The organism is uncultured Corynebacterium sp., from assembly GCF_946998835.1.
Taxonomy (GTDB): Bacteria; Actinomycetota; Actinomycetes; order Mycobacteriales; family Mycobacteriaceae; genus Corynebacterium.
The window spans coordinates 116,835-132,506 of record NZ_CAMQAZ010000003.1; the positions used below are offsets into that span (position 1 = coordinate 116,835).

Sequence of the window (15,672 nt, forward strand, 5' to 3'; positions counted from 1 at the left end):
CTTAATCAGCATCGTCGCTAGGGAGCATCGAGCAGCACGCCGCAATGGTCAGCGCCGCTGTCAGCAGTAGCTGTAGCGGCCAGCCGGCACCGGCGTAGTCATCCTTCGGCCACGGATTCGTCGCAAGCACCAACCCCGCAAGTCCCATCGTCGCAGCGAGCGCCGCAATCAGTGCGTTTCGCACGTTCAGCCACGGCTTGACGACGCCCCCACGCTTCCGTTCCCAGAAAGCCGCACCAAGGGTAGCGGCAACCACCACGAGGGCAACGACCACGCCAGGCCAGCTGGATACCAAGGTCACTGTTGCGGCTGCCGCAATACCAATAGCCGCTCGCGGCAGGTCGTTGCTCAGGGAAGTCCGGGGAATCGGGGAGGTGGCAGCGAAGCGTCGCCAAGCAAAGGCGAGCCCCACGGTAACCAGCGCGTACACCGCTGCGAGCGCACCACCTGCGAGGATGCCAGTTCGCCAGGTCTGCTGTGGCGGGTAGGTCAACTCGGCCGCGCCACCGATGCCAGCCGGAATCATCCAGCCCTGCTGCCAACCGGAGACCGTGACCGGCTTCATGGCGGCACCGCCGACGCGCAGCTCGTGGCCAGCATTGACAGAAATGGGCAACCAGACGATGCGGTCGTGGTCGCTGGTGTCGATGGGTTTGTCCAGGTCGACCGGAGTGACCTGCTGCTGCTCAGCGGAGGGCGCGAAGTAATCGGTCGAGGTAAGTGACACCCAATCGGACTTGGCATCGATGCGCCATGGACCCGGCGAGAGCTCTACTTCCTCGCCACAGGTCAGCTCGCGGTGATCAGAGCCATCGCCGCGCCGGATGCTGGCCCACGGATCGCGGACGCTGCTTCGGCAGGTATCCGCGTCGACCTTCACCTTCACCGGATGTGGAACACTAAACAGGCGCACCAGCGTGCCCTCGTGAATCTCCTGGCCGAAGACCCACCGCTGGGCCAGCGCCGAGGAATTCGGCACAACCGGAATGCGTACCGGTGTGAGATCTTCTGCAACGTCCTGGTCGGACAGCTCGGCCTCCGCATCGGAAGCTGGACTAGTGGCCTCGAACGCATCAAAATCAGTGTCCTGCTTCGGAACCACCAGGCCCAGCTCGGAAATAGCAAAGCCCACAGGAGCGACCTTCGCGGTAATGCGCACAGAAGTGGTCTTGCCGCCAGGCAGCGGAATCCGAGTCGTCTCACCCGGGGCCAGCTGCACAGACGTGGAGGCCGTGTCCGTCTGGATACGCAGCTGCACCGGAACGCGAGCGCCGGTCAGGGTGAGCACCGCATTGTCGGTTGGCTTCTTCCATGACACCTTCACCCACTCAGCCTGGCTCTTACCTGCCGCGGGTTCCCACCACGTGGAAGTGTCACCGTCGACCATCGCGCTGACGGAGTGATCCGCGGAGGCACCGCCGACGTTGTAGGGCTCAGAGGCCGAAGATGAAACCTCAATTGTGGCGCGGCCCGTCGCCGTCTGCGTCAAGGGCAGGCCAGCAACGGGGTAGTCCGGTACAAGGTTGCGGACATATGAGTCCTCGTCCTCGGCCAGGATTGCCGACTCCGCACCGACGACCTCACCGTAATTGCGGCCGCGACGTGCGGGTGTGTCGGTGACAGTACCGGCATCCCCGCCGGCCAGGATGCGTACCGGGGCATCGGAATCGACCTCATCAAGCCGCGGAAGCACCTCGGGGCCACCGGCGACCAGTGGCACCTGCGCAGCGTCCACCAACCGTGGTGACATGGCGTGATTGCGCAGCTCCTTCGGGCCCGCGCCCCAAATCTGGATTGTGGTATGCCCGTCCTTGTCAGGGAATTCCGCCACCTTTTCCATGGTCGGGGAGTCCTGCAGCGTGGAGGTGATAGCGCGTAGCGAATCAGCCCTTGAAGGCACCCGTAAATCGTGGCGGACCAGCACGTAGCCGATACCGTTGTTACGCAGTGTGGCATCCAGTGCCGGTACTTCGCGACCCCGAGTCAGCGAATTGCGCAGACCATCGAGGCCACGAATCGCCTCCGGGGGTACCAGCGGCACGGTATCGCGGACGGCCCAGGGGACGTCGGCGAGCGGCTGGAGCGGCTCGTCACGAGTATTGCCCCACGTCTGGTCTGCAAACGGTGACGAAGGCACAACCAGCGTACGGGTGTCCGTGCCCTGCTTGTTCAGCCAATCGGCGGCCTCGTGCCAGTAGCCCGGTACCTCGGAAAAGCCGCCCGCCGGGGCGAGGCGGGCACTCCACGCAGGTGCGGTGGCGCTGGCGATAACTACCAGGACCAGCATCGATGCGATAGCGCGCGGGTGCTTCTCCGGGTGCAGCCACTGCTGCCAGCCTGTCTTTGCTTGTGCGGCGGCTGTTACTGGAGCCGTGACATCGGCATTTTCGTCATCAGCATCGGCGCTCGCCGGCTCGCCCGCATGCTCCCGCCATGGCCACGGCAGCTGAGCCGTCGCATGGGCGAAGCCGATAACAAGCGGCAGGCGCACAATAGTGTCGAACTTGTGCAGGTTGCGCAGTGCTGCCAGCGTCGAATCGAGCATCTCGCGAGCCGATTCCCACACCAGTCCGAAGGGCTCCGTCCAGGCCGCCATGATGACAAGGCCGATGAGCATCATCATCAGCCACATCTGGCGCAGCGGCAGCGAACGCATGACCAGGCCAAACATCCCAATCGCTGCCACCGCCATAGTGGCGTAGATCAGAATCGGTTCGGCGACCAGCGCATTTCCGCCCACGCGCTCGAAAGAGACAAACGGTGTCCACGAGGTCGTGCCGCGGAGTGTCTCGCCGAGACTCAGCCAACGAGTAGTCACACCGGAGGACTCGATGTAGTCCGTAAACGGTGGTGAGTACTTGCCCAGCAGTAGTAGCGGCACGATCCACCACATGCTGACCGCCGCACACGCGGCCAGCCAACCCCCGAGCATCGCCCATGCGCGCCCACGGCGAGGCCCCGTAAAGGCGAAGAAGAGCAGCATCAGCCCAGCGGGAATACAGGCCGCGGCCGTACTGACCGCATTGACCGCGCCCGTGCACAACACCGCCAGACCGGAAAGCAACACCGCGCGGGCAGTCGCACGCCAGGGCAATTCGTCGCGCCGGGCGGCAACCCGCAGTAGCGGGAGCAGAATCCACGGCGCCAGCGCTACCGGCCAGGCCTCGGACGAAATCGCACCCAAAGTCGTAATTACGCGCGGCGACAACGCATACAACATGGCCGCCAGTACGCGAGAGGTATGCGTGCCGACGCCGATAGCTTCGGCCACCCGGTATGCGCCGGTGAAAGCAAGACAGAGAGTGAGACTCCACCACAGCGCCTGGATGAACCAGCCGGGCGCTAATACGTCTGGCAGTAAACTGAACAGGGCGAAGAATGCGCCCTGTGGAAAGAGGTAGCCATAAGCCTGATTCTGGAGTTGCCCCAGTGGCATGGTGTCTGACCACATGTTGAGCGATGCGGATAAGAACCCGATGGGGTTTTCCGTCAGGTCGTGCTTGGTGTCAGCGACCGTTTTGCCGGGGGACTGGATGAATGCCAGCAGGCACAGCAAAGCCCACCAAGGTGCAAGCACGCGCTTACGCGCTCGAACAGAGGTGGGCATAGTTTTAAAGGAGCGGGAGCGTTAAAAGTTTAACGCTGACCGTATTCGACACCGCCAAGCAGGGCATCATCAGTGGAAACAGCCTTGGCTTCCGGAATTCGGTCTTCGGTCAGAGCCTGGCCGATGCCGAAGATAGCGGCACCACCGAGAAGGGCGCCAATCAGCGCCGAGGCCAAGGCCGGACCAACGCTACGACGCTGCTCGGAATCAGTTTCGTATGCCATGTTGAGGACTCCTCGTGTGCATTAAGTCAGTACTTTTTATAAAACTACACTCTGTGACAGCTGTAAACCAGTGGAACAGCTGGGAATTCTCTCCCTGCTGTGAATTGTGGGCAATTCCAGCAGCCATTGAGTTTTCTTAGTTGAGTAGAGTAGTCCATTTTCTATCAGCTAAGTAAGTTTTTGAAAATTTTCTGGAAAATTATTCCTTTTCCCCCGGAACGACAAGGACCGGACGGCCAGCATTCTTCAGCAATGCATCCGAGGTCGAGGCTGTAAATAGTCCACGCAAACCAGTGACACCACGAGTGCCGGAGATAATCACGCCAGCATCGAGGTCGTGAGCTGCATCGACAATGGCCGACCAGATAGTAGTTTCGGTCTCCACCAGGTATGGCTCCGCGACGAAGCCGGCCTCAGCGGCAATCTGAACACCCTCACGGCAAATGCGGACGGCCTCGTCATGAGCCGGATCGCCGTCTTCAGTGGTGGCATCCCAATCAGGCTGCATCATGCCCGAGGCGCCAGCAGTTCGCGCCGCGGCACGCTGCAGCGGCTCCCACGCAGTCAGAATGTAGGCAGTTTTGACGCTCAGCAACTTTCCGGCGTACGCCAGTGCTCGCTTCGCTTCGTCGGAGCCGTCATAGGCAATGAGCATGGAATCGGAAATCGGTTCAACCATTTTCAGTTCAATCCTTACGTCACAGATAGCCGAAAAACTTGCAATAGATAAAGAAAAAGAGATGTCGCTGTAGTCCAGGATAGGACAACAGCGGCATTCAGCACGTCAGTTTTTCAAGCCACTGCCAACCAGCGGTGGCGAACCGGCGGGTTGAATCGGCTAGAGGGGCTCTAACGGTAAGCGGTAACGTCCACTGTTATGGCAACAGAAGAAAAACCGGGGCAATCACAACCACAAGCTACTGGAGCAAAGAAGAATGCCATTGTGCTCAGTGTTCCCATGCTTGCGCTTGCCGTAATTGTTGCGGCATTGAACCTGCGCCCGAGTATCGCGTCAATCGGCCCGGTGCTCGATCAGCTCCTTTCCGACCTTGGCGCATCCTCCGCCTTCGGTGGTCTGATTACAGCCATTCCTGGGCTCGCGTTTTTCGCGATTGGGCTGTCCGCGGTGTCCGTCGGCAAGCGGATGGGTTTAAGTGGCGCGCTCACGGTTTCTGCCGTGTTGCTATTCGTCGGCCTCGCGGCACGTCCGTGGGTGAGTAGTATCTGGCTATTCCTGTTGTTTACCGCATTGTCAGTTGCGGGCATTGCGCTGGGAAATGTGCTGCTACCTGCGTGGATTAAGGTGCACGGTGGCCGCCATGCGGTCGTGCTGATGATGCTGTACTCCAGCATGCTCGCCCTCGGCGGTGGTCTGGGCCCGGCGACGGCATTTTTAATCAGCGATTCACCTGAAACACCCGCCGGCGGCGTCGACATGTGGCGCTGGGCGATTGCCGCATGGGCAATCACCGCTTTTGTGCAGCTCGTCGTGTGGGTGCCGCTGCGTGCGCGCATCGGATTCGATTACCCGAAGGCGCCGGTCAGCACCTCGGCAAGCACGCCAATCTGGAAGTCGCCGACAGCCATTGCGCTGGCGGTTTTCTTCGGCGTGCAGTCGATGAACGCCTACGTGCTCATGGGGTGGATGCCGAAAATGCTTATCGACGCTGGCATCAGCGTCAGCGTAGCCACCGCAGCATCCATGCTCGTCCAGGGGCTGGGCATCATTGGTGGTCTGCTGATGCCGCCGCTGATTGCGCGGCTGCGCACCATGTCCTACGTCGCCTTTGGTCTCGGCTGCCTTTTCTTCCTCGGCTATATGTTGATGATTCTGATTGACCAGCGGGGAGCAGCAGCAACTGGGGCGGGATACGCAATCGGTGCTGCGTTCCTGCTGGGAGTCGGTGGTTTTTGTTTTCCCATGGCCATCGCACTGATTCCAGCTCGCACGCGCAGCCATGAGCTGACCGCGCGACTGTCCGGCTTCGTCCAGCCAATCGGCTACATTTTCTCCGCAGTCGGCCCCTTCCTGGTAGGTGTGGCCGCCGGAACCACGGAAACGTGGACACCGATTCTGGTCGTACTGCTTGGCACCACGGTCGTGCTAGCAGTACTTGGGCTGATTATCGGCCGGCCAACATTCATTGATGATGAACTGGCTGACCGCGGTATCGGAGAAAAGAAGTCGGGGCGCATTCAGCTCGACTGAATATAGGGGAGTTAGCTCCACTGTTTTTAGACGCGGGCCAATTTAGCTTTGAAACTATGACAAAGAAAAAGAATTTAATCGCGCTGGCCTGGAGTTTTATCCTCGGCCTGCTGTTCATTCCCGGGCTGATTGTCTCTGTTGTGCTCCTGCCATGGATTCCCTTCACCAGCCGCGGTGCCGACTGGCTTTCCCGCTGGGCAGCATCGTGGTCCGGCACTCCAATCCCCAATCGTGTGACAAATCGCTGGTTCGACATCCGCAACTTCGTCAACCTGCTCGTCCAGTTGGTCATTGGCTTCGTCACCTTCACAGCATGGGTCGGTGGCGGCGGCGCGGTCGGAGTGCTGGCGGTTAGCCCATTCCTGGTTGACGAAATGCAGTTTTTCAGCTGGACTCTGACAGACCCAACACAGAAAATCATCGTCTCCTGGATCTTCGGCATCCTCTTCCTGGCGCTGACCATTGCCATCAACCTCGGTGCCGGCCTACTGTCCATCTGGCTCTCCCACGCCATCCTCGCACCCTCCAGTGAGGAAGTCACTCAGTCTCGTGATGTGCTCATCGACTCGTTTTCCGGTGAGCGCCGACGCATCGAACGTGAGCTTCACGACGGCCCTCAGCAACATCTGACCGCCCTGAAGCTCAACATCGCCGCTGCTCGCATGGGTAAGACTGAGGAAGAAGTGACCGAGGCGCTCACCGCCGCCGATAACAATGCAACGCAAGCACTTGCGCAGTTGCGCTCGGTGGTGCTTGGCATTGCTCCGCCGGTACTGTTTGAAAACGGTCTGGTGGCAGCAGTGGAGGAACTGGCCGCGCACTCCGGAATGCAGGTGTCCGTCCGTGAAGATGGCGTCTCCGACTTCGGCCCGCTCGATGAGACCACAGCGTTGCTGGCGTACCACTGTGCAGCGGAAGGGTTGACCAATGCCACCAAACATGGTCACGCCGACAGCGCCGAGATCACTCTTGCGGTTCAGGCTCCAAAGAAGGCGCTCGTGTCCCATCTCGGTACGCTTACGGTCACCGTGCGCGACAATGGCGTAGGCCTGGAAGCACCATCGGGGGCGGACGCTGTAGACGTCGTAAAGCATGGCACCGGAACCGGCATTGCGGGCCTGCGGGAACGGGCGGCAGCGCTCGGTGGCACCGTGTCGCTCACCAACGCCGACGGTGGTGCCGAATTGCGGTTGGAACTGCCCGTTCGCCAAGGAAGGACACGATGAAAATACTGCTGGCAGAGGACTCCGTACTCCTGCGCGAGGGGCTGACCGGCCTGCTGCGGGCGCTGGGGCACGAGGTCGTCGCCGTCGGCGATGCGGATCAGCTGCTCGCCACCGCCGAAGGGCAAGCGTTCGATGTCATCGTCACCGATGTCCGGATGCCGCCGAACATGCGTGACGACGGACTGCTCGCGGTCTCCACACTTCGCCAGGACAACCCTGACCAGCCGGTTGTGGTGCTCAGTCAATACGTAGCGGCCAGTTATCTGGATCGCCTGCTGCAGCATGGTGGCTTTGGGTACCTGCTTAAGGAACGCGTCTCGGATGTCGACCACTTCGTTGCGGCGCTGGAAGAGGTCCGCGGCGGCGGTACCGTGGTTGACCCTGAAGTGGTCGCAACGCTGCTGACTGCAAAGCAGGACGGCATCGCCGCGCTGACCCCGCGCGAGCGCGAAGTGCTCGACCTGATGGCGCAGGGGCTCAGTAATAAGGAAATGGAAAAGCGCCTGGTGCTGACCGCTGGTGCAGTGAGTAAGCATGTGGCGAATGTGTTTTTGAAGCTCGGCTTCCAGCCGGAGGATAGCAACCGTCGTGTTAAAGCAGTGTTGCGGTGGCTGAGATACACTGCGCCGTCGCCGTCGCCGTCGCCGTCGTCGTCGCCGTCGCCGTCGTCGTCGGCCTAGGTTGCGCCTCTGAATCAGCTCCGTACCCACGCAAAAGCCCCGCGCCGACTCCTCCGAAACGGGAGTCGGCGTGGGGATTATGGGTAATTGATGCTACTCGGATATAAGAAAGGCGAGGGTGGAAGCCTCGTCATCGACGAGACGCAGGCTCCGACCGTGCGGTTGATCTACCAGCTGTTCCTTGATGGGATAGCGATCAGTGAGATTAAAACCGAGCTCGCTGCCCGCAAGATTCTCACCCCGCGCGGGAAAGAAGTGTGGTCAACCTCGACAGTGTGCTCCATCCTGTCCAACGAAAAATACAAGGACGACGCCCTGCTGCAAAAGACGTTCACCACCGATTTCCTTACTAAGAAGATGAAGGTCAACGAAGGCGAAGTACCCCAATACTATGTATCAGGTAATCATGAGCCGATTACCGAACCGCGTATCTGGGATCAGATGCAATACGAACTCGCCACCAGGCATGGCAACATATAGTCAGCGAAAGTCGGGTTGTTCTCCACCCGGCTGGAATGTGCTCGGTGTGGGGCGTGGTATGGGCGTAAAACGTGGGCGTCGAACACGAAATGCAAAGACGCAGTTTGGCAATGCAACCATAAATACACAGACGAACATCCCTGCAGCAGCGCGACGGTGAAAGACGAGCAGATCGAAGCGCTGATTGCGGAAAACCAGCGGTGTGCGCTCGACCAGGACGCCTGCCAATCCGCGTACGCCGAACTCGATACTACCTACCGTAAGACGCTCGCACGTAGAACAAGCCTGGAAAAAGATATCGCAGCGAACACCGCCAAGCACGCCGCCATCACCACAACCCTGAATGATCTGACAGGGGAACCTGTGAGCGAGTTTCACCCCGCACAATGGAGCGCACTTATCGACCACGCCATTGTCACCGAGGACGCGATCCGGTTCGTGTTCCGCACCGGTGAACAGGTGAGGATTGCCCTGAAAGGGTGATGTTCGTATCAGTTGACGTGCACAGTAGACACACCTCCCAGAAATATAGTAAGGTTAGGCATACCTAAGAAGGATGGTGCTTACGTGAACGAAAGTGCAACGGATCAGGTTGTTGAAGGCGAGTATGGGTCGGCGAAGGAAAAATCAGTCGCTGGCCAGAACGCGATCCGTCAGCTATCGCAGCCGGTGAAAGGCAAACTGTTTATCGCGCAGGTTTTGGCTTTTCTCTCAGGCGTGTTGGCTATTGCCCCGTATGTGGCTCTGGTGGAGCTTGGCAGAGAACTTATGCAAGACCAGGTGGACCCGGCGCGAGTGAACTGGATCGTCATACTCCTCGTCAGCGCATACATGACCCGGTTGACCTTATATTTTGTTGCATTGGGCGTGACGCATTTTATTGACCTGTCGTTGCGTAATCAGATGCGTCGGCAAATTGCCGCCCGAATGTCGACTGCTCCGCTGTCGTGGTTTACCCGCGAGGGTGAGGGGAAGATCCGCAAGACCATTCAGGATGATACGGCCACGGTGCACACAGTGATCGCACACGGGCCGATCGAGAAACTGAACGCAATCGTCTCCCCGCTCGCCTTGTTGGCCTATGCGTTCGTGGTGGATTGGCGGCTCGCTCTGCTGTCGATTGCAACGATTCCGGTTTATGTGGGCATGTATGGCATGTCGATGCGAGGGATGAATGAGAAGACCGCGGAAATGGACACCAAGCTCGCTCAGGTTTCGGCAACGATGGCCGAGTTCGTTGCCGGTATCTCAGTGGTGAAAGCGTTCGGCAAGGTCGGCCAAGCACATAAAGCCTATTTAGATGCAGCTAACGAGTTTTCTAAGTTCTACCGGGCGTGGTGTATGCCGCTGGTGTCGATGTCGGTCGCCTCATTTTCGTGGGTGTCGATCCCGGTGTTGTTGATCGTGAACCTTGGCGGTGGCGCGTTGATGATGAACGCCGGTTGGGTGAGCATCTACGAGGTGATAACGACGACGTTGATCGCCTTGGTGCTGCCGGGAGCGTTGATGGCAGTCGCAACCATCGCCTGGTCTTATCAGCTCGCAGGTTCAGCGGCAGTACGGCTGGTGAATGTCATGGAGCTACCGGCGTTGAGTCAGCCCGATGCGCCACAGACACCACACGGTCATGATATCGAGATTCGGGGTGTGTCGTATGCCTATGACGACACCCAGGCATTAGACGAGGTGAGCCTGAGCATTCCGGCAGGCACGGTGACCGCGCTGGTTGGCCCGTCGGGTGCGGGGAAGTCGACGTTGGCGAGTTTAATTGCCCGCTTCGATGACCCGGACGCTGGCACGATCACTATCGGCGGGGTTGATCTAAAGAGCATTTCCCAGGATGTGTTGTATTCGACGGTCGCATTCGTCCTGCAAGATGCACAGCTTATTCGCGACACCATCCACAACAACATTGCCCTGGGCGCGCCAGACGCAACCTTGGATCAGGTGCGGCAGGCGGCGAGAGCAGCGCAGATCGACGAGTTCATCATGAGCCTGCCAGATGGTTACGACACCGTGTTGGGGGAGGACACCCACGTTTCGGGCGGGCAGGCAGCCCGTATCGCGATCGCCCGGGCGCTCATGGTTGATGCCCCAGTGTTGGTGCTGGACGAGGCGACGGCGATGGCGGACCCGGAATCGGAATCGAAAATCCAACAAGCTCTCTCGACTCTTGCCAAAGGCAGAACCGTGATTGTGATCGCCCACCGACTGGCCTCGATCAGAGGGGCAGACCAAATTGTCGTCATGGAACGCGGGCGCATTGCTGTGGTCGGTAAACACGACGAGCTGTTGGGTAATGCGCACTATCAGGCACTTCTTGCCCAAGGTGCATGCGAGGAGATGACACGATGAATCAACTATTGCTGCCACGCTTTAAGCGTTTGATGGAACCCGCCTCGTGGCGAGACCTCTCGGTCGGTCAAGCGTGGGGTGCGGTCTCAGGACTGTGTCACGGCTTTGCCCTGCTCGCGCTACTCCCTGCAGCAAGCGCCTTGGCGACCGGAATGCCGGTGTGGGGGCTGTCGTTTTGGGGCTGGCTCATCGCCTTGGCGGTGTTCGCGGTGCTGGGCGTGGGCACGGAGTTTTATGGCATGCGCACCGGCTATATCGGCGCGCTTGGATTCATTCACGACGTCCACCAGGCAGTAGGTAACAAAGTAGCCCGCCTACCACTGGGAGTGTTCGATTCGGGTAGCTCTGGCCGACTGTCGCGCATGGTCACCAAGGAAATGATGGACTTGGGCGAGTCGGCGGCACATTTCATTTTCTCCCTCGTCCAAAAACTCTCAGCCGTGCTCGTAGTCACTGTGGGAACCTGGTTCTGGGATTGGCGGCTGGGACTGACCTTGACGATCGCGTTCCCGATCATGCTTGCCTTCCTCCATATCTCCCGTGTGCTTCTCGATAAGGGCAAGAAGGTTTCCGAACCAGCCGAGTCAGAGTTGGCGGCTCGCATGGTCGAATTCGCCACCTGCCAAGGTGCATTGCGTTCCTGTCACGTCGCCGACGACTACCCGGCCCTTGATCAGGCTTTCGACCAGGCTGACCGCAAGGGCCGCAAAGCATTGTGGTTCGAAACACTAGCGAACCTGATTAATGGGATGTTCGTCCAAGCGCTCATTGTGGTGATGATCTGGCTCACCGCCCAACTCACCCTCGGCGGGCAGATGAATGCGCTGAACGCCTTGGTGACAATCGGCATGTGCCTGCGGTTCACCACCATGCTCCAAGACATTGGCGGAAATATATCTGGGCTGGAAGAACGCCGCCAGCAGATGAACCACGTCGACAAGGTCATGGACGCTCCCGAACTGTCCGAACCTGTCACCTCCACACCGGTGAGCGCTCCTGGTGATGTTCGCTTCGATGATGTGACCTTCGGCTACGATCCGGACACCCCGGTTCTCCGTGATTTTTCCTTCCATGTCCCGCAAGGCGGCATGTGTGCCCTGGTTGGTCCATCTGGGTGCGGGAAGACGACGATCGCCCGGTTGGTTGCACGTTTCTGGGATGTGCAGTCCGGCAGCGTGCGCGTTGGCGGGGTTGATGTGCGTGAGCAGACCACCGAAGATTTGATGCGCCAGATATCCCTGGTCTTCCAAGACGTCTACTTATTCAATGACACGCTTGAGGCCAACATTCGCCTTGGCAACCCAGAAGCTACCGATGAAGAAATCAGGTGGGCCGCTGACCTGTCGGGCGTGACGGAAATCGTCAACCGCCTCCCAGATGGCTGGAATTCATTGGCGGGCGCTGGCGGGCGTGCACTGTCAGGTGGGGAACGCCAACGAGTGTCCATCGCTCGCGCCTTGGTGAAGAAAGCCCCGATCGTGCTGTTCGATGAGGCCACCAGCGCGTTGGACGCGGAAAATGAAGCCAACATTGTTGCGGCGATGAACGAGCTACGCAAGCACTCCACGCTGATCGTGATCGCCCACAAACTGGAAACCATTCGCCAAGCTGACCAAATTATTGTGCTCTCCCACGGTGGGCGTATCGCCCAGCGCGGGCCTCACGACGAGCTGGTCAACCAGCCGGGTCAATACCGCGATTTCTGGCAAGAGCGCATCAACGCAGGCGGATGGCAACTCGTCTAAACACAGCGCATATCAGCACATAAAAGGAAAAACTATGTCCACACGCACATCCTCGCGCCTCAACACGCGCGACTTCATCAACATCGGCGTCTTCACTGCCTTGATGTTCGTCATCGTGTTTGCATTCGGAATGCTCGGGTTCATCCCCGTCGCCATGTATGCCGGCTTCTTGCTTTCTATCCTCGTTAACGGCATCGTCTTTGCGCTGTTCACAGCACGCACTCCGAAGATGGGGGCATTGACCATCATGCTGATCCTCATCGAAATCCTCTTCTTCGTGACCGGCCACTGGGTGGGCGGCATCGCGATCGCCGCTGTATTCGGCCTGCTCGCCGACCTAGTCATCACCAAGGGGCCGAAGAGCGTGAAGGTTCGCGTTCCGCTGGCATACGCACTGTTTATTCTGCCGATCTACGTGTCACCGTGGATGCCGCTATTTATGAACCAAGACGCATATATGTCGCAGATCGCCGAACAAATGGGCGCCGAGTATGCCGCGAAGATGGCCCAGGTTGTCACTATCCCGATTCTGTTGGGCTTCTTCGTCGTGATGCTCATCGTTGGCTGGCTTGCTGGTCTGTTGGGAACCAGGGTCGCGCGCAAACACTTTGAACGGGCCGGTCTTGTCTAAACTTCCCGACCCGCGCACCATTATCGCAGCGCTCGTCATCGTCTCCACCACGATCTACAGTGCCTACTCGCCGTGGTTCGTGTGTGCTCTGGGCGGATTCGCCGCCGTGATGCTGGCGAGCGCTGCGATCAACCCCAACACGCTCGTGCGCCCGAGCTGGGTGGCCGTCTACCTGGCCACGTTTGCGGTCCTCGGTGGGCTCGTTTATGTGATACCCCTGGTCTGGAAATCAACAGCCAGCGCATTCCTCGTGCTGTTTCTGCAGTGGATGTGGCGATTCAGCGTCAGCGCAGGCATGGGCGCATACGCGATCGGTGTAATCCGACCTGCCACCTTGCAAAAAGCACTAGCCAGCTCACGAATCCCGACTTGTTTGACGATCCCTATCTCAGTCGCGTTACGGGTGCTGCCCGTGATCGGCCACGAGGTTAAAGCGATCTCAGATGCGATGAAGCTTCGCGGGATGTCCGCGCTTTCCCTGCGCGCGGCCCAGTACTTCACGATCCCGCTGCTATCGACCGTGGTGCGAAGCGGGGACGAACTGGCATCTGCTGCCCTTGTACGCGGACTGGGCGGAACCGCAAAGCCTACCTCAGTCACGGTCGTGAAATTCCGGGTGGTCGACGCGGTCATTCTGCTCATCGTTATCGGCTTCGCGATATGGAGAATCACCCTATGACAACAGCCCAAGCCACCGGCGTCACCTTCACCTATCGGGGAGCAGACCACCCCTCAATCACAGACGCAACCATCACCATCACACCTGGAACCGTCACCTTGCTGTGCGGCGCGTCTGGGTCAGGGAAAACTACCGCGCTACGGCTGTTTAACGGGCTGATCCCGCACTTCCACGACGGCGACCTTACCGGAAGCGTCACAGTCGACGACATTGACGTGGCACGAGTAGATCTATCAGAGCTTGCCCACCACTGTTCGACAGTGTTTCAAAACCCGCGCACCCAGTTCTACACCACTCACGTGCGCCAAGAACTCGCCTTCGGCCCAGAAAATCTCGGCCGCGACCCGCAGGAGATCTGTGCCCGCATTGACGAGGTTGCAGCCGAGTTAGGTATCGCCGACCTGTTGGAATCCCGCGTCACACAACTATCAGGCGGACAGATGCAACGCGTGGCCTGCGCCGTCGCCATGTGCAACAACACGTCGCTGATCGTCTTTGACGAGCCGACCGCGAACTTGTCCGCTGACGTTATCGACCAACTCGCCACACTCATCGCCAGGCTCAAAGCCGATGGACACACCATCATCATCGCTGAACACCGGCTGAGCTTCCTTTCCGGGATCGTCGACCGTGTCTACTGCTTCGATAAAGGTAACATCGCCCTCACCGCAACCGGCGAAGAGTTCTACGCTACCTCGGATGAGGAGCGCAAACAGCTTGGACTGCGATCCCTTGTGCCCGTGCCCATGCCGCAGCTACCGCAACCGGCAGGAGATGGGCTCACGATCGACAACCTCACCTTCGCCTACCGCCACGGAAACACAGTCCTCAACATCGACCATGTGCTCTTCCCGGAAGGGAAAATCACTGCACTGTTGGGCCCGTGCGGGTCGGGCAAATCAACACTGGCACGGATCGTCTGCGGACTTGAAAAGGCCAAGCATACATCCATCACACTCAATGGACAGAAATTCACCAGCCGTGACTCCTACCTTGTGATGCAAGACCCTACCCGACAGTTGTTCTCGGACACAGGCATTGACGAAGTCACGCTCGGCACGACCAAAGCCGAAAAGCAACGCATCGATGCCCACGCGATCCTTGAAGAACTCGACCTTGCCGACCACGAGGCTGATCATCCCCAAGCACTCTCTGGCGGGCAACGCCAACGCCTGGTTATTGCTACAGCGCTTGCTGCGAACAAGAAAGTTTACATCTTCGACGAGCCCACGTCCGGTGTTGGCTACAAGCACCTTGTCGCGATTTCCCGGGTAATGCGTAAACTCGCTGACACTGGTGCCGTCGTCATTGTCATCACCCACGACGCTGAACTCGTTACCGAGGTCGCCGACCATAGCGTCCGCCTCGACCAAATCAACGCCTGCTAACGCAAACGCCTACTTATCATTTTCGACGTCATAGTGGAGCCGATGACGGGAATCGAACCCGCGCCGCCTGCTTGGGAAGCAGGAGTTCTACCATTGAACTACATCGGCACACAGTAGGCGGAATGATTAAAAGCACGCCACGAGATTGGCACAGTAGATGTGACATGCAGGCAATCAGTCGCCCTCTGTAACTTCAATGTAGCACTCTCGATTCGCGTCGAAAAAATTGGTTGGCAGCCGTTCCACTGAATTTAGTGGGGTTTATCCTGCAACCGACACACGCTGTGCATTACAGAGCGGTTAAGCTGGTCTATGTGTTGCTCTCAGATCGTGATATTCGTGCCGCTATCAATGCCGAAGGCTCCGACCATCTCGGCATTGATCCTTTCGACCCGAAGATGATTCAGCCTTCGTCTATCGACGTGCGCCTGGATAAGTTCTTCCGAGT

At 59.0% G+C, this 15,672-nt stretch carries 13 protein-coding genes, 1 tRNA gene and 1 pseudogene; 11 read left to right on the plus strand and 4 right to left on the minus strand.

What is annotated here, in order from left to right; genetic code table 11:
- Position 1 precedes the first annotated feature (1 nt).
- The 3 genes from Q0U90_RS01890 to Q0U90_RS01900 form a co-directional block, all read right to left on the minus strand.
- A complete protein-coding gene (locus tag Q0U90_RS01890; RefSeq protein ID WP_297450859.1) occupies positions 2 to 3,607 on the minus strand; it encodes a DUF3367 domain-containing protein in 3,606 nt (1,201 codons plus the stop codon).
- Between the two features lie 29 nt (positions 3,608 to 3,636).
- Positions 3,637 to 3,831 (minus strand): DUF2613 domain-containing protein, encoded by a 195-nt coding sequence (locus Q0U90_RS01895; RefSeq protein WP_297450861.1) that lies wholly within the window; start codon positions 3,829 to 3,831, stop codon positions 3,637 to 3,639.
- A 199-nt stretch (positions 3,832 to 4,030) separates the two neighbouring features.
- Entirely contained in the window at positions 4,031 to 4,510 is a 480-nt protein-coding gene (locus Q0U90_RS01900; protein ID WP_297450864.1) for a universal stress protein, read from the minus strand.
- A gap of 198 nt (positions 4,511 to 4,708) precedes the next feature.
- On the opposite strand from Q0U90_RS01900, the gene Q0U90_RS01905 reads away from it, so the two are divergent.
- The 10 genes from Q0U90_RS01905 (at position 4,709) to Q0U90_RS01950 (ending at position 15,224) form a co-directional block, all read left to right on the plus strand.
- Positions 4,709 to 6,040: an MFS transporter gene (locus tag Q0U90_RS01905; RefSeq protein WP_297450867.1), complete on the plus strand. Its 1,332-nt coding sequence runs from the start codon at positions 4,709 to 4,711 to the stop codon at positions 6,038 to 6,040.
- Between the two features lie 56 nt (positions 6,041 to 6,096).
- Positions 6,097 to 7,266, plus strand: a complete 1,170-nt coding sequence (locus Q0U90_RS01910) for a histidine kinase (RefSeq protein WP_297450869.1) — start codon at positions 6,097 to 6,099, stop codon at positions 7,264 to 7,266.
- Positions 7,263 to 7,946, plus strand: coding sequence for a response regulator transcription factor (locus Q0U90_RS01915; protein ID WP_297450872.1), 684 nt, complete (start codon positions 7,263 to 7,265; stop codon positions 7,944 to 7,946). Before Q0U90_RS01910 ends, Q0U90_RS01915 begins: the two co-directional genes overlap by 4 nt.
- A gap of 90 nt (positions 7,947 to 8,036) precedes the next feature.
- Positions 8,037 to 8,426 (plus strand): recombinase family protein, encoded by a 390-nt coding sequence (locus tag Q0U90_RS01920; protein WP_070429408.1) that lies wholly within the window; start codon positions 8,037 to 8,039, stop codon positions 8,424 to 8,426.
- 15 nt (positions 8,427 to 8,441) lie between these two features.
- Positions 8,442 to 8,909: a recombinase zinc beta ribbon domain-containing protein gene (locus tag Q0U90_RS01925; protein ID WP_224433374.1), complete on the plus strand. Its 468-nt coding sequence runs from the start codon at positions 8,442 to 8,444 to the stop codon at positions 8,907 to 8,909.
- 84 nt (positions 8,910 to 8,993) lie between these two features.
- Complete coding sequence (locus tag Q0U90_RS01930) at positions 8,994 to 10,781, plus strand: ABC transporter ATP-binding protein (protein WP_297450877.1); 1,788 nt, start codon at positions 8,994 to 8,996, stop codon at positions 10,779 to 10,781.
- A complete protein-coding gene (locus Q0U90_RS01935) occupies positions 10,778 to 12,526 on the plus strand; it encodes an ABC transporter ATP-binding protein (RefSeq protein ID WP_297450879.1) in 1,749 nt (582 codons plus the stop codon). The genes Q0U90_RS01930 and Q0U90_RS01935 overlap by 4 nt, the downstream gene beginning before the upstream one ends.
- A gap of 34 nt (positions 12,527 to 12,560) precedes the next feature.
- Positions 12,561 to 13,157: an MptD family putative ECF transporter S component gene (locus tag Q0U90_RS01940; RefSeq protein WP_297450882.1), complete on the plus strand. Its 597-nt coding sequence runs from the start codon at positions 12,561 to 12,563 to the stop codon at positions 13,155 to 13,157.
- A complete protein-coding gene (locus tag Q0U90_RS01945; protein ID WP_297450885.1) occupies positions 13,150 to 13,836 on the plus strand; it encodes an energy-coupling factor transporter transmembrane component T in 687 nt (228 codons plus the stop codon). Before Q0U90_RS01940 ends, Q0U90_RS01945 begins: the two co-directional genes overlap by 8 nt.
- On the plus strand, positions 13,833 to 15,224 hold the full coding sequence (locus Q0U90_RS01950; protein ID WP_297450889.1) for an ABC transporter ATP-binding protein: 1,392 nt from the start codon (positions 13,833 to 13,835) through the stop codon (positions 15,222 to 15,224). Before Q0U90_RS01945 ends, Q0U90_RS01950 begins: the two co-directional genes overlap by 4 nt.
- Positions 15,225 to 15,258: 34 nt before the next feature.
- Here Q0U90_RS01950 and Q0U90_RS01955 read toward each other — a convergent pair.
- Positions 15,259 to 15,332, minus strand: a tRNA-Gly gene (locus tag Q0U90_RS01955).
- A gap of 206 nt (positions 15,333 to 15,538) precedes the next feature.
- Here Q0U90_RS01955 and Q0U90_RS01960 point away from each other — a divergent pair.
- Positions 15,539 to 15,672, plus strand: a pseudogene (locus Q0U90_RS01960) (dCTP deaminase); the annotation flags it as partial.